Raw genomic sequence first — 13,429 nt, 5'->3', positions numbered from 1 at the left:
AAAGGCGCGCTTAGGCCGTGCGAACCGAAAACAGTGGCTGGCCGTACTCTACCGCTTGACCATTGGTTACCAGCATCTTAACGATCTCTCCGGCAGCGTCGGACTCAATCTCGTTCATGAGCTTCATGGCCTCGACAATGCAGACCACTTGCCCTTTCTCCACGCGTTCTCCGGGTGAAACAAACATCCCTGCTCCAGGTGAGGGCGAACCGTAAAAGGTTCCCACAATCGGCGACTTGATGATGTGCAGGTTTTCTTCTGCGCTGGGGGCGGGAACAGCCGCTGGTGCCGGGGATGTTACAGAAGCGGCAGCAGACACAGGGGGAAGCGCAGCCACGGGCGCAATAGATGGAGTAAATGCAACCATGGGAGCCACCGGTTGCACAAACTTGAGCCGGACCTTCACATCTTCGCGCTCGAGGTCAAACTCGGCGACGCCATGTTCCTTGAGGAACTCGATCAATTGCTGCAGATCCTGAATATCTTCTTGTTTCATTCGTTCCTTCTATATCAGAAGCCTACATGGGCAAAAAACTATTCAAAGCTCAATCAGGGCCTTGGGCGCAGGGGTAAAAATCTCACCGCCCGTGCGCGTCACTGCCACCATATCTTCAATGCGGATGCCGAACTGCCCCGGCAGGTAGACACCCGGTTCGATTGTCACCACCATGCCGGCCTCAAGGCGGGTGGTTTGCCCGGAAGCGATGCGTGGCGGCTCGTGAATCTCAATACCCACGCCGTGGCCTGTCGAGTGCGAAAACGCCTCAGCAAGTCCGGCGCGGCGGAGCACACTTCTTGCGGCTTCGTCCACGTCACCGCAGCGTACTCCTGCCGCAACAGCATCCACCGCAGCTTGCTGGGCTTCAAGGACCGCCGTATAAGCGGCGCGCTCATTTGCCCGGGGCTTGCCAAGGTACACCGTACGGGTCATATCGCTGCAGTAACCCTTGTGGATTATACCGAAGTCGAGGGTAAGAAAGCCTCGGCGGGGCAGGCGCGCTTCCGACGCATGTCCATGCGGAAGTGCCGAGCGGGGTCCGGAAGCCACGATCGTGTCAAACGACATTCCCTCTGCGCCTGCCATGCGAGCTGCGTGTTCCAGTTCCGCTGCTACTTCTACCTCGCGCAGACCTGGACGTAGAACGCCGAGAATGTAGTCAAAAAGTCGCGAACCGATCAGCGCGGCTTCGCGCAAAATCGCCAGCTCGGCTTCGTCCTTCACAAGACGCAGAGGCTCAACCAACGGATTTGGCAGCGCCACAAAAAATGTTCGCCGCAGGCGTGCCGGAAGTGCTCCTCTCCATCGCGCGAGCTCAGCCACAGTGGTGTGTGCTGGATCAAATCCTGCAGACTCCGATGCCGGTTGCACAGCCAGCCATTCCACCGCAGCAACAGCAGCTGAGCGAGCAACAATCTCCACATCCGCAGCTTTTACTTCTTCAGCTGCCTGCGTACGATAGCGTCCATCGGTAAACAGCCGCGCCCTGCGGCCGGTAATTGCCAGCGAAGCACTCGATCCGGTAAAGCCACACAGATACCGCACATCCGGAAGATGCGTCACCAACAGCCCCGACAATCCGGTGCGTCTCAGTTTGCGGCGCAAATTCCCGATACGGCGCGAGTAATCCACCCGGTCAGTTGTATCACGCGCGGCCTCCTTTACAATCGCAGCCATGCGTGCAGCCAGCACCGGCCCAGCCGGAACAGACCAGCCGGATAGCTCTCCTCAACTCCAACGCAGGCTCACGCTGCTGCCAGCCACCGCTCTGAACATGATTGACATGGTCGGCGTTGGCCCCTTTGCTACGCTGCCGCTGATGGTCAAGGCCATGGGCGGCTCGCTCGCTCTTGTTGGTTGGATTGCCGGAGCTATTATTGCCATTGCAGACGGTCTCATCTGGGCCGAACTCGGTGCGGCACTCCCTAAAGCCGGCGGGACATACGAATACGTAAAGGAAATCTACGGACGCGAAAAGTTCGGCAGGCTTCTCGCATTTCTCTTCACTTTCCAGCTCATCTTCACTGCGCCTGTCTCCATCGCTACCGGATGCGTCGGCCTTGCAGGGTATGCCTCTTACCTCTTCCCGTCACTCCAGCATGTATTCTTCAGCCGCTCACTCGGATTTCATTTTCTCGGGGATGTCACACTCAAGCTTGAAATCTCCGCTGCAACACTCACCGCAATTTCCGCGGCAGTGCTCGCCACCATCCTTGTTGCTCGCGGCATCGACGGCATCGCGCGCATCTCTAAATACCTTTGGATCGGCGTTCTCGCAACACTGGCCTTTGTCATCTTCACGGGACTTACGCATTTCCATCCTGCGCTGGCCTTTCCGCAAGGTTGGTCGCATCAGTCGCCGCCCAACGGATTCCTGATCGGCTTCTCCGGGGCTCTGCTCGTCGCTCTCTATGACTACTGGGGCTACTACAACATCTGCTTTCTTGCTGAAGAGGTCGTCGATCCTCCGCGCACCATTCCGCGTTCCATGATTCTCTCCATCTTGATCGTGGGCGTGCTTTACCTGCTCATGAACGTCGGCATCCTCGGTCAGTTGCCCGTCGCCGAAATGATTCGCATGACGAATGCAACCGCCGGAAACTATCCCGCAGCGCGCGCCGCGCAGATGGCCTGGGGTAACTGGGGCGGCGATCTTGTTGCCGTCGCCGTTGTCTGGACAGCCTTTGCGTCAGTCTTCGCGTTACTCACCGGCTATTCAAGAATCCCCTTCGCCGCCGCGCGTGATCATAACTTCTTCTCCGCCTTTCAGCGTCTGCATAAAACCAAAGGCTTCCCTGTTGTCAGTGTCGTGTTCATGGGCCTGCTCGCAGCCGCCTTATGTATCTTTCAGTTGGGCAGCTTGATCTCCGCTCTGGTCATCGTGCGGATACTGATGGTTTTTCTTGTGCAGGCTTTAGGCATTGTCTACTGGCGCATTACAAAGCCTGCCGCGGAAAGGCCGTTTCGCATGTGGCTTTATCCTCTGCCTGTCATCATCACGCTCATTGGATTCGCATTTGTATTCACTGATCCGGAAAGGCAAAAGATCATGGCGCGCGGCCTCGCTCTCGGGCTGGCTGGCGTGATTCTATTTCTTGTGCGCGCATTTTTCCGCAAACAATGGCCGTTTGTACCAAAGCAAACGAGCGCAGCCGAATAAGCTAGCGTTCTGCCGCGTACAGACGGACGCGATAGATGCGGACTGCCTGCGAGTCCAGTGTGAGTTGACGCCCCTGGTTGCTCTGATCGCCGTTGAGTCGCGTGACGACCTTCCAGTCCGAGCCGGATCTTGTCACTTCTTCAATGCTCGCGATCCCTGCCACCCTTGCATCGGTATCCGGATCACGGCTTATCTTCACCGTAAGGCCAGTGCCAATGGCAAGAAACTCATCTGTCCCGTTTGTCATGAGTAACATCGCGCCATTCTGTGATTCCAGCGCGCCCGTATTCCACACACGCGATAAGCTCGCCTGGAAGAGATATCCTCCCAGCGTGACTGTCTGCGTTCCGCGTGCGCTGTTGGCGTAAAGGACAATGCCACGCGTCTGATTTGCATGCTGCGCCTCTGCCAGCGACGGCCCCAGGCTTTCCAATGCCCCATACACCTGGGCAATCAGCGGGTTCTCTGCTTTCAGAGAATCAATCCCAAACGGACAGAACCCAAACGCCTGCACTGCCCCGTATGCGTAGAGCGCGTTATACGGAGCCGCTTCAAGCTTTGCCTCCGGAACAAAGACCGGCAATCCAGCAGCGCGATACCTGTTCACCCAATAAGCAAACTCCGGCCAGTAAATGTCCGGCGAGTAAAAATCGATATGCTGCGCCGTCGCGCGATAGACATCAAGAAAATATGGATGCGGACCGCCGCTCGGATAATCCCCTGCCCGCTCCATGTATGCCGGCAGTTGCGCGTTCATGTACATGGGCAAGTCATACTGCTTCTTCCCGGCTTCAACCACCGCATCCACAAACATTGCATAGCGCCAGGCCATGAAGACTTCGCTCGCAGCATCACCAAAGACCTCGCGCCATGTTTTGCCTTCCGGATGGAACTGCGCAGCCAACTCCGGGGAAAAATGACCTTCGCGCGCTGTAAGCTTCTCATGCAACTGCGCCGGAACAGCTCCAGCAAACGCGCGATTCGCATCTTCAGAGCGGTCGCGCTCTGCTCCGAGCATTCCGACCTCATTCTCCACTTGGATCATCAGCACAGTCTGTTGTGCTGCATCTTTTTCTTTCAGATGAGCCGTCAGCGCTGCGAATGCGCGACTATCTGCCCGCAATGTCTCTGGGCCAAGCGTCGACAGAATCTCAGTCGGTGCGCCATTCGCAGTCCGCGCACGAGGAAAGCGCTTGGTGTCAGCCTTTACCCACGCGGGTGCATACTCTGAGAAAGCATTCTTCCAGCTTCCAAACCACAGTGGCACCAGATGCATATTCTGCGCGCGGGCCTCGTCGATCCAGTGGTCGAGAATCGCAAAATCAAACTTCCCTTCCGCCGGCTCAATCTGCTCCCACGCCACCGGCATGAGCACCGTGTTCAGATGCATATGCGCCATGCGCGGCAGAATCTCATCTGCCTGTGCTGCCGTCCCTGCAGACGAGTTCCCCAACTCACCGCCTAAGATGACATACGGCTTGCCGTCCACCAGAAGTTGTCCGGCTGCCATATCCACACGCACGGGTGCAGGCTGCGCTGCAGCAAGAACAACTGCTGAAGCGCAGACGAAGGCGAAAAGGAATCCTCGAAAGCTCCGCATGATCTTCGATTATTGCGCGCTGTGCCCCATGGCCTTGTCAGCCCACTGAATGAACCACTTCATATTGGGTGCATCCGTATGGCCGCCATCATGCTGACGCCAGGCAAGCTGCCCGTCCAGCCACCCGGTATTCACCGGAGGCATCTTGGCCGTGTGGTAATCCTCTGTCACCGGCAATCCCTTGGCTCCCAGCAGCCCAAACACGCGGTTCGCGTCTACTGTGGCCATAAAGCTGCCTTCATGGTCCAGCCAGTGCGCATCGCCTTTTTCCGGGATGCCGTAACTGATAAACGTAAGTCGAGGCGCACAGAGCGCAATCAACTCATTCGAGTCCACCGGTAGCTGGCCCGGATTGCCGATGCCGAAGCTCGCATCAGACGCGCCATACTTCATGAAGTTGCCCGCCATCCAGTGATATTCGCCGCCGGTCAGGCTCTCCACGGCCTCGCCGTAGTTGCGGCGAAGCAGTGTCGCGCCGCCCTTGCCTGAGGAGCCTACCAACACCATGTAAAAGCGCTGATCGAAGGCCATCGTAATCAGCGCAGCTTTACCATAGCGAGAAACACCGTCAATGCCCACATGCTTTGCATCGACTGATGGGTCTGTCTCCAGGTAATCCAACGTACGGCCTGCACCCCATGCCCACGCACGCAGCGCACCCCAGTCTTCCGGCCTGCGCGGCTGTCCTTTGTTCACCAGGCCAATAATGCCCCGCGTCAGGCCTGCGCCGTTGTCAGCCTGCACTGTCGCCGGATCGAGCAATACAAAGCCCCATCCGGCTGCCACTAGCTGCCATGGATTTGGCGGATCGCCGTCTTCATTCAGTTGCGGAAAGGTAAACGGAGTGTTTTTGAATGGCAGCCATGCCGGATGCTCGTCAAAAACCTTCTGCAGTCGCGGGTCCTGCTGAATCAGCAGTGTCTTCATTGCTGCGTTCATTTCTGTCAAGGCTTCGCCGCGCGGCTCATTGGGGCTGGGAAACCCCGCAGGTCCAAACATGATCAGTGTCGGCACCGGGCCCTTCGCATTCGCAGGCACTACCAGCGTGGCGTGAATCTTCACGCTGATCTCCGGATACGCCGAGTTGTCCACCGTGCCAATCAGGTCTTTAGCAATGACAGGCGTAAAGCCGATCATCTCGTGATCCACCGTCGCCGACCACGTGACCTTTGGCACATTGTTCGGGACCCGGCCATAAACATACTTCGAATACATCTCTACGATCTCAGGACGACGCTTATCCCACCATTGCTGAGCCGTCGTCACCTTGTCGCCGTTGTTCATTGTCAGCGGATCGGGAAGATTCGGATACGGATTCGCCTTCGACTCATCGTAGTTGGCGTGGTTAGGAGCCTTCTCGTTTCCGCTCGGTCCCGGGCGTAGTGCCTTGATGCCGAGTTGATCCATCATGTTCTTCTGGTCCTGGTCGGATGTGAACGTGACCGGCGCAGGACTGCTCTGAGTAAATGCAGCAGTGGCGAAGACAAGCATCAGCAAAACAGGTATCGATTTCAGCACCAGACGCACGACATCCTCCGCGAGTGATATTCTTTCTGCGCTTTCAGAAAAGCGATTTATTCAGGCGATTCATCCTACACGGTCCTGCATGAAGATTGCACATCAAGCGAATCTCTCGTTGGCGGCGATACTGCTGCTCCTATTCGGTACTCCCTGCGGCGGAGCACAAGCCGGCAACTGGATCGTCTCCTGGGGGGCTTCTCAGCAGATCCCCGAACCGGGAAACGCGCTACCCGTAGACGATCTTCGAGATGCGACTCTACGGCAGATTGTGCATCTTTCCGTTGGCGGTCCTACGCTGCGCGTCCACATCTCAAACGCGTTTGGAACCGACGCTCTGCACTTTACCTCCGTGCATATTGCGCGTCCGGTCTCGTCGTCATCCTCCGCCATTGACCCGGCAACGGATGAAGCGCTCTCTTTTGCCGGAAAGAATGATGTCATTGTTCCGCCCGGAGCAGAATTTGTTTCCGACCCGGTTGATTATCCCGTTGCTCCTCTTAGCGACGTCGCGATAAGCCTGCACCTCGATACGCCGCCTGCACGCCAGACCGGCCATCCCGGCTCGCGTGCAACCACGTATTACATCCATGGCGACGCAGTCTCTGCCGCAAATCTAACGGAGGCTAAGCACGTCGACCACTGGTATCTGCTTTCGGACATAGACGTGCTTTCTTCCGCCAAGGACTCGGCCACAATTGTCGCTCTCGGTGACTCCATCACAGACGGGCACGGCACGACGACCAACGGCAATGATCGCTGGACTGACGTGCTTGCCGCTCGCCTGCAGGCAGACAAGAAAACGCACGATATCGGCGTTACGAATCAGGGCATCGGCGGCAATCACCTGCTCACTGATGGCCTCGGGCCCAATGCGCTCGCCCGTTTCGACCGCGATGTGCTTGCCCAGGCAGGCGTGAAGTGGGTGATCGTCTTTGAAGGAGTTAACGACCTCGGCGGGCTCACCGTACAGCATCCGGTTTCGCAGCAGGAGCATGACACCTACGTTGCCCGCATCATCGCCGCCTATCAGCAGATGATTGCTCGTGCCCATGCTCACGGAATCCGCGTCATCGGCGCGACCATCACTCCCTATGCCGGCTCCGGCTACTACCATCCGGACGCAATCAACGAGGCTGACCGTCAGGCGGTAAATGCATGGATTCGCGCGGCGGGCCACTTTGATGCGATCGTCGATTTTGATGCCGTGATCCGCGATCCGCAAAACCCAGACCGCATGCTTCCTGCCTACGATGGCGGGGATCATCTGCATCCCGGCCCAGCAGGTTATAAAGCCATGGGAGAAGCCATTCCATTGAACCTGTTTAAGAAATAATTCTCCGCTGCGCGGAATTCAATCCGGCAGTACTCTGTTCGTTTTTGAACACAGGAATGCGGCTTCGAACAGTTACAGTACGTAACAGTCGCGTAACCATCTGATTCTGAAGAGCGAAATCTTCGCTACACGTGGAACCTCACGTGCATCTCCAGCGTACGTACAACTGTGTTTTCTGGAGGGGTAGATGAGAGTTCTCATGCAGGATGTGGTTTACGCCCTGAGGCAGCTTCGCAAGACACCGGGCTTTACCGTCACGGTTCTTTTAACGCTGGCTCTCGGCATTGGCGCTAACTCCGCCATCTTCACGCTGGTCAACGCCATCCTCATGCATAACCTGCCCGTCACCGATCCCAAAACTCTGGTCCGTATTGGTGACCAGGACGATTGCTGCGTCAACGGCGGCTGGAATGACAACGGCGATTATTCTCTCTTCGACACCGACAGCTATTACATGTTCAAGAAGAGCCTCCCGGAGTTCGAAGAACTGGCAGCAATGGAGTCCGGCTACGCCTGGCGGCCCGTTACCGTCCGCCGTGCCGGCCCGCAGACCATTGCGAAATCCGTGGCGGGAACCTTCGTCTCGGGAAACTACTTCCGAGTCTTCGGCCTTTCACCAGCCGCAGGCCGCCTGTTTGTGGACTCCGATGACCAGAAGGGCGCACCTATCACTGCCGTAATGAGCTATGACACCTGGATGCAGGACTTCGGCGGCGATCCCTCCGTTGTCGGCAGCAGTTTCTTCATCAATACCAAGCCTGCCACACTCATCGGTATTGCGCCGAAGGGCTTTTACGGCGATCGCATCGATACCAATCCGCCGAAATACTTCCTGCCCATGAACACCATGGATATGGTCATCGGTGCGCCATACTTCAACGATCCGGACTCTCGCTGGGCCTACATCATCGGTCGCGTAAAACCGGGAACCTCCCTGCCCGCGCTGCAGGCCAAGGCCAGCACACTCCTCAAACAGGAGTTCGCACCGCTCAAGACATTTACGGATCAACGCGCGAAGAAGGCCCTCCCCAACACTCATGTGGTGCTCTCGCCCGGCGGAGGCGGCATCCAGAACATGCAGGATGGCTATAAGGATCACCTCCAGCTGCTGCAGTGGATTGCCGCAATGGTGCTTCTGGTCGCATGCGCCAATATCGCCAATTTGCTCCTCGTCCGGGGCATGAGCCGCCGCGCGGAGCTTTCCATCCGCTCGGCTCTTGGCGCGCAGCGCAGCCGTATCGTCCGCCAGTTGCTTACGGAAAGCGTGCTCCTCTCCGGCCTGGGCGGCCTGCTTGGGCTTGCGGTCTCCTACCTTGGCGCACGCGCACTGCTGATGCTGGCCTTTCCTGACCAGCACAATATGCCGGTCAATGCTTCTCCTTCCCTGCTCGTCATCGGCTTCTCCTTTGCGCTTTCGCTCGTCACTGGCGTCCTCTTCGGTTTGGCCCCTGCGGTGATGGCCGCACGCGCCCAGCCGGCCGAAGCCCTTCGCTCCAATGCCCGTACCACTTCGCAGGGCGCATCTTTACTGCAGCGCGCTCTGGTTGTGCTGCAGGCTGCGCTCTCGCTCGTGCTTCTCGTCGCCGCAGGTCTGTTTGCGCAGAGCCTAAGCAAGGCTGAGGGAGTGGACATGAAGCTGAACACAACAAACCGCTACATTGCACATATCAATCCGCAAGCGGCCGGTTACAAAAACACTGAGGTAGAGCCTCTCTATCAGACCATCGTGGACCGTTTCCACGCCACTCCCGGCGTGCTCAAAGTCGGCCTCGTCACCTATACGCCGATGGAAGAGAACAACTGGGGGTCCGGTGTAAAAATTCAGGGCGAGAACGACATCAATAAAGGCGCTTCGTGGGTGAAGGGCACGCCGGAATACTTTGATTCGGTGGGCACGCACGTCGTCTCGGGACGAGGATTTACATCGCAGGACACGCTCAACGCGCCATCCGTGGCTGTCGTCAATCAGGAGTTCGTCAAGCAATTCTTCGGCAACCGCAATCCCATCGGCCATCGTTTTGGCTTTTCAGGTCCGAACAAGACTCCACAGGATGGAGCGCATGAGATCGTCGGCGTGGTGGAAGACACCACCTATACCAGCGTCTATTGGAAGAACCACGCCATGTACTTCCTGTCGCTCACGCAACCGGCCGGCATTCCAGATGCTGACAATCCCCTCGACAAAGACCAATCTATGTACGCGGGCGCAATCGTGATCCAGACAGCCCATCCCATTGCCGGCTTTGAAAAGATTGTCGGCGATACCCTGGGGAGTATCAATCCCAACCTCACGATCGTGAAGTTCCAGACGTTTCAACAGCAGATTGACGATCGCTTTATCGATGAGCGCCTCATTGCGCGTCTCACTTCCCTTTTCGGCTTGCTGGCCCTGCTGCTTGCCGCTATTGGGCTCTACGGCGTCACGGCATACACCGTCGTTCGCCGCACGCCGGAGATCGGTATTCGCATGGCTCTTGGAGCCGCAAGGGCACGGGTCATCGGCATGGTCATGCGGGGAGCCATGTTGCAGGCCCTTATCGGACTAGCCATAGGCATTCCCGTTTCGATCTTCTGCGTGCGCTATGTCAAATCGCAGCTCTACGAGATCACAAGCGTCAACACGTCCGTCATGGTGGGCGCGATCGCCGTACTGACTCTCGCCGCGGCAATCGCAGGTCTCATCCCTGCCCGCCGCGCTGCCTCAATTGACCCTGTGAAAGCGCTGCGTGTCGACTGAGACTGGTACGCAGCAGATACACTGAATGTCATCAGCGAACCATTTAACCGAGGCTCCAGGCCATGGCTAATGGTTCGCTGCTTTCCTATGAAATGGAGACATTCATGAAAACGGACAGGTTCGTAAAGCTGCTTTTATTGGTGATAGCCGTCGCTACTTCGGTCATCGCGCTCCGCCCTTACCTTGCTCCCACGGTAGTCAAGGCGCAGGATGGCACGAATCCCTATCCGTTCTATATTGAACCCGGCACTTATATGCTGCGTGCGCCAGACGCCAGCCGCCAGGTGCTCGGCAGAGTCGTAATCGACATGCGCAATGGAAACGTGTGGGGATTTCCTACGACTTCGTCGGACCCGTATCCCTCAAGCCCTGCAAGCAGCACACCGGTCACATCCCATCCGTTCCTGCTGGGCAACTTTGCGTGGTCGGACGTCGACAAGGCGAATCAGCCTAAATAGCCAGGCGGAGAAAGTTCGCCTATTACAACACGGCTTTAACTGGCTTTTTCTGATCCGGATCTACGGCCCCGCTGACATTCATGGCGGACTGATGATCCATCCATTCATCCAGCCGCGAGCGCTTGAAGCGCCAGCGATTGCCTAGCTTGAAAGCAGGCACAAAGCCCTCGGATGCGTATTTATACAGCGTGTCGGGAGATATGCCCAGATAGTCCGAGGCCTGGCGGATGTCCATGACCTCGCGCACCTCAGGAACCAGAAGATTGGAACGACGGGCAGACGCGTTATGCATGGAGATCCTCCAGATAGGTCGTGCCAGGCTGCAAGTCATTTCGCTTTCTGGCCGGTGATCTTGTATATAACGCGGTTTCATCGGGTAATTCAAGGATTTTTCCGGCTTTTAGCGTAATTTTTTGCCTGACAATCAGCGGCGGCCTGCGCCGGACCACGAAGAATCCTGAAGAAGTCGCCTATCTTGAGATACTGCGCCGGGTCAGCGCAAGATATTGGGCTGTTATGCCAAATGGTGCGTCATTTGCCGGGACTGTGAAACGGGCAGTTCCGGGGCGGAATGCAGGTTTTACAGATTCTGTGGCAAAAACCGGTACCCTGTGATGCGATCTATTTATTTTTCAATAGTTTAGGCCTCATAGAAGCCACAGATTTAAAGAATTACAGATTCTGTACGAAGCAAAAATCATGCATTTTCTGTTTTTCCATCCAAGTAAGTCATTTATTTTCAACTTTTTGCGACCGTATTTTCGATTGATAAAGAGTGCGAAAATGCGGTCAAAATGCGGCCAAAGTGACACTTTTGAGATCCAATCATGTTGAGAACGCCATACGAAGACACTTCACGGCGCAAAATATCAAGGCCTGTCCTCTGGTTTGCGGAGAGGATCGGGCCTTTTTCCACTTCAAGATAAGCATGGCACAAATGGGGATAATTTTATGCAAACTATCTGGAAGGAATTTGGGTACGAAAGAACAATGGACGAAAGTAATGAAGAGGACAAGCTGGCGAGTCAGCCTGGATTATCGGCTGTTATTTTCATTTCTCAAGTCAGCGCTGGGAGACACAAACAGAGTACCGCACTTGCTCGAAGCAAATGCGGTACGAAGGGGATAGAAACTTAACACATCTGTGCTAATCAGTTTTGCTGGTTTGGCTGTTGACTTCCACTGCCACTGCCGCCGCTATTGCCGCTTCCGCTGCCCTGCTGGCCGCTTTGCTGCCCCTGATCATCGCGACGCTTGAGCGTGGGGCGATCATCGCCGCTGCTCGATCCGTCGCTTGAATTGGGATCAGAGCCCGATGCGGTGCTGGCACGGCGCAGGGATGGCTTCTTGTCCTTGGTATCGGTCAGCCGGCGCTTATTCTCAATGCGGGCCAGGCGGGCCTTAACGTCTTCAAATTCTGACGTGGTAACGGTGTACTCATCGCGCGGCGGCAGAATCCGTGCAATTTCCTCCTGAGAATGCAGGATGCGGTCGGGCGTCTGTGGATGGTCGGAGAATGCCTTGGCCACAAGCCCGGGCTTGCGCTTCTCCAACGCTTGAACCTTCTCAAAGAAGGCGATAAATGCCTGTGGATCGTACCCGGCGCGATACATGTACTGCACACCCAGGTAATCCGCCTGCGCCTCAAACTCGCGGAAGAAGTGCAGGAAGGTCATCGGGATACCGATATTGGCCGCTTCGTAGATGCCGTATCCTGTCCAGCCGCCAATAAAGATCAGCGGAATGGTGCCAAGCTGCGCGTACTGCGCCCGGGTCATCTCACGCGCCGTATGGTGCGCGCATACGTGCGCCGTCTCATGCGCCATGACGCCGGCCAGCTCGGCCTCCTCGTCGGCGTTGAGAATCAGGCCGGAATTGACGTAGAAGAAGCCGCCGGGGAGGGCCATCGCATTGATCTCGTCCGAATCGATGACCTTAATGGTGAACGGCACCTTGCAGTCTGAGTTCTTGACGATGTTCTGACCGATACGATTGACGTATTCGGTCACCACCGGGTCGGTGATGAACTTAGTGCTCTTCTCGATATCCATCGAGGCGGACTTGCCCATCTTGATCTCAGTATCGGTGGAATACCAGTTGCCCAGACCACGGCCGCCAATCTCCCGATTGCCGACGGCGCTCACGTCATCGATGCTGCCCGGCTTGACATTGATCTTCTGGCTGCCCGGCTCAACTACCTTTTCCGGATCAACATTGACCGCTGGGGCTACATCGCCCTTTACCGGCTCGGTGCCGGGCGCAGGACTCTGCTTGTCTTTGTCCTTGCCTTCCTTGTCCTGAGTCTGGCTTGGGCTCTGTGCCGTGCTCTGGTTGGCGCTTTGACTGGCGGGTTGGGAGGAAGGCTGCGTATCTCCTGCCACTGGCGCGGTGCCTGGGGCGGGAGCAGTGGTGGATGGTGTGGAAGAAGGCGGGCTTTGCGGCTGTGCCGGAGGCTGCGTCTGAGGAGCCTGCTGCGCGTATGCCGTTGTGGCCAGCAAAACTGCCAGCGATAGAACTATTCTTTCCGTTGCCCCGTGCCTCATGGCGCACCTCCCCTTGAGACTACACCCACTTCGCTCAAGTCGTTAGACGCCAGTATCCGCCTGTTAGGCAGCAAAGGGG

At 56.9% G+C, this 13,429-nt stretch carries 10 protein-coding genes; 4 read left to right on the top strand and 6 right to left on the bottom strand.

Translation table 11 applies throughout. The features are described 5' to 3' along the window. Positions 1-10: 10 nt before the first annotated feature. Together accB and VO84_RS02565 are read right to left on the bottom strand one after the other, a co-directional pair. The gene (accB, locus tag VO84_RS02570) at positions 11-496 is read right to left on the bottom strand and encodes an acetyl-CoA carboxylase biotin carboxyl carrier protein (protein WP_058185721.1); all 486 of its coding nucleotides are present in this window, start codon (positions 494-496) and stop codon (positions 11-13) included. Positions 497-538: 42 nt separating this feature from the next. Then, a complete protein-coding gene (locus tag VO84_RS02565) occupies positions 539-1,675 on the bottom strand; it encodes a M24 family metallopeptidase (protein WP_082661630.1) in 1,137 nt (378 codons plus the stop codon). On the opposite strand from VO84_RS02565, the gene VO84_RS02560 reads away from it, so the two are divergent. After that, positions 1,674-3,158: an APC family permease gene (locus VO84_RS02560; protein WP_058185720.1), complete on the top strand. Its 1,485-nt coding sequence runs from the start codon at positions 1,674-1,676 to the stop codon at positions 3,156-3,158. The two genes, VO84_RS02565 and VO84_RS02560, sit on opposite strands and share 2 nt — an antisense overlap. A gap of 1 nt (position 3,159) precedes the next feature. On the opposite strand, the gene VO84_RS02555 is transcribed toward VO84_RS02560, so the two are convergent. Together VO84_RS02555 and VO84_RS02550 are read right to left on the bottom strand one after the other, a co-directional pair. Continuing rightward, on the bottom strand, positions 3,160-4,758 hold the full coding sequence (locus tag VO84_RS02555) for a GH35 family beta-galactosidase (RefSeq protein ID WP_058185719.1): 1,599 nt from the start codon (positions 4,756-4,758) through the stop codon (positions 3,160-3,162). Between the two features lie 9 nt (positions 4,759-4,767). Beyond that, on the bottom strand, positions 4,768-6,285 hold the full coding sequence (locus tag VO84_RS02550) for a glucuronyl esterase domain-containing protein (protein ID WP_231737743.1): 1,518 nt from the start codon (positions 6,283-6,285) through the stop codon (positions 4,768-4,770). Between the two features lie 79 nt (positions 6,286-6,364). Between VO84_RS02550 and VO84_RS02545 the strand changes: the two genes are divergently transcribed. The 3 genes from VO84_RS02545 to VO84_RS02535 all read left to right on the top strand — a co-directional run bounded on the left by VO84_RS02545 (position 6,365) and on the right by VO84_RS02535 (position 10,807). Beyond that, a complete protein-coding gene (locus tag VO84_RS02545; protein WP_058185924.1) occupies positions 6,365-7,612 on the top strand; it encodes an SGNH/GDSL hydrolase family protein in 1,248 nt (415 codons plus the stop codon). 187 nt (positions 7,613-7,799) lie between these two features. Then, a complete protein-coding gene (locus VO84_RS02540) occupies positions 7,800-10,349 on the top strand; it encodes an ABC transporter permease (protein ID WP_058185718.1) in 2,550 nt (849 codons plus the stop codon). A gap of 104 nt (positions 10,350-10,453) precedes the next feature. Then, positions 10,454-10,807: a hypothetical protein gene (locus VO84_RS02535; protein WP_058185923.1), complete on the top strand. Its 354-nt coding sequence runs from the start codon at positions 10,454-10,456 to the stop codon at positions 10,805-10,807. A gap of 22 nt (positions 10,808-10,829) precedes the next feature. Here VO84_RS02535 and VO84_RS02530 read toward each other — a convergent pair whose 3' ends face one another. Both VO84_RS02530 and VO84_RS02520 read right to left on the bottom strand, forming a co-directional pair. Continuing rightward, on the bottom strand, positions 10,830-11,099 hold the full coding sequence (locus VO84_RS02530) for a helix-turn-helix domain-containing protein (protein WP_231737742.1): 270 nt from the start codon (positions 11,097-11,099) through the stop codon (positions 10,830-10,832). An 859-nt stretch (positions 11,100-11,958) separates the two neighbouring features. Next, positions 11,959-13,350, bottom strand: a complete 1,392-nt coding sequence (locus tag VO84_RS02520) for a M48 family metallopeptidase (protein WP_082661629.1) — start codon at positions 13,348-13,350, stop codon at positions 11,959-11,961. Positions 13,351-13,429: the final 79 nt, after the last annotated feature.

The organism is Occallatibacter gabretensis (assembly GCF_001449115.1).
Taxonomy (GTDB): domain Bacteria; phylum Acidobacteriota; class Terriglobia; order Terriglobales; family Acidobacteriaceae; genus Telmatobacter; species Telmatobacter gabretensis.
Note: the sequence above shows the minus strand (reverse complement) of the source record. Positions and strands in the feature narration are given on the sequence as shown.

Excerpts from the sequence above, each read along its gene's own strand:
- VO84_RS02520 (WP_082661629.1), bottom strand. The coding sequence starts at position 13,350 with ATGAGGCACGGGGCAACGGAAAGAATAGTTCTATCGCTGGCAGTTTTG.
- accB (WP_058185721.1), bottom strand. The coding sequence starts at position 496 with ATGAAACAAGAAGATATTCAGGATCTGCAGCAATTGATCGAGTTCCTC.
- VO84_RS02555 (WP_058185719.1), bottom strand. The coding sequence starts at position 4,758 with ATGCGGAGCTTTCGAGGATTCCTTTTCGCCTTCGTCTGCGCTTCAGCA.
- VO84_RS02540 (WP_058185718.1), top strand. The coding sequence starts at position 7,800 with ATGAGAGTTCTCATGCAGGATGTGGTTTACGCCCTGAGGCAGCTTCGC.
- VO84_RS02530 (WP_231737742.1), bottom strand. The coding sequence starts at position 11,099 with ATGCATAACGCGTCTGCCCGTCGTTCCAATCTTCTGGTTCCTGAGGTG.
- VO84_RS02545 (WP_058185924.1), top strand. The coding sequence starts at position 6,365 with ATGAAGATTGCACATCAAGCGAATCTCTCGTTGGCGGCGATACTGCTG.
- VO84_RS02565 (WP_082661630.1), bottom strand. The coding sequence starts at position 1,675 with ATGGCTGCGATTGTAAAGGAGGCCGCGCGTGATACAACTGACCGGGTG.
- VO84_RS02560 (WP_058185720.1), top strand. The coding sequence starts at position 1,674 with ATGCGTGCAGCCAGCACCGGCCCAGCCGGAACAGACCAGCCGGATAGC.
- VO84_RS02535 (WP_058185923.1), top strand. The coding sequence starts at position 10,454 with ATGAAAACGGACAGGTTCGTAAAGCTGCTTTTATTGGTGATAGCCGTC.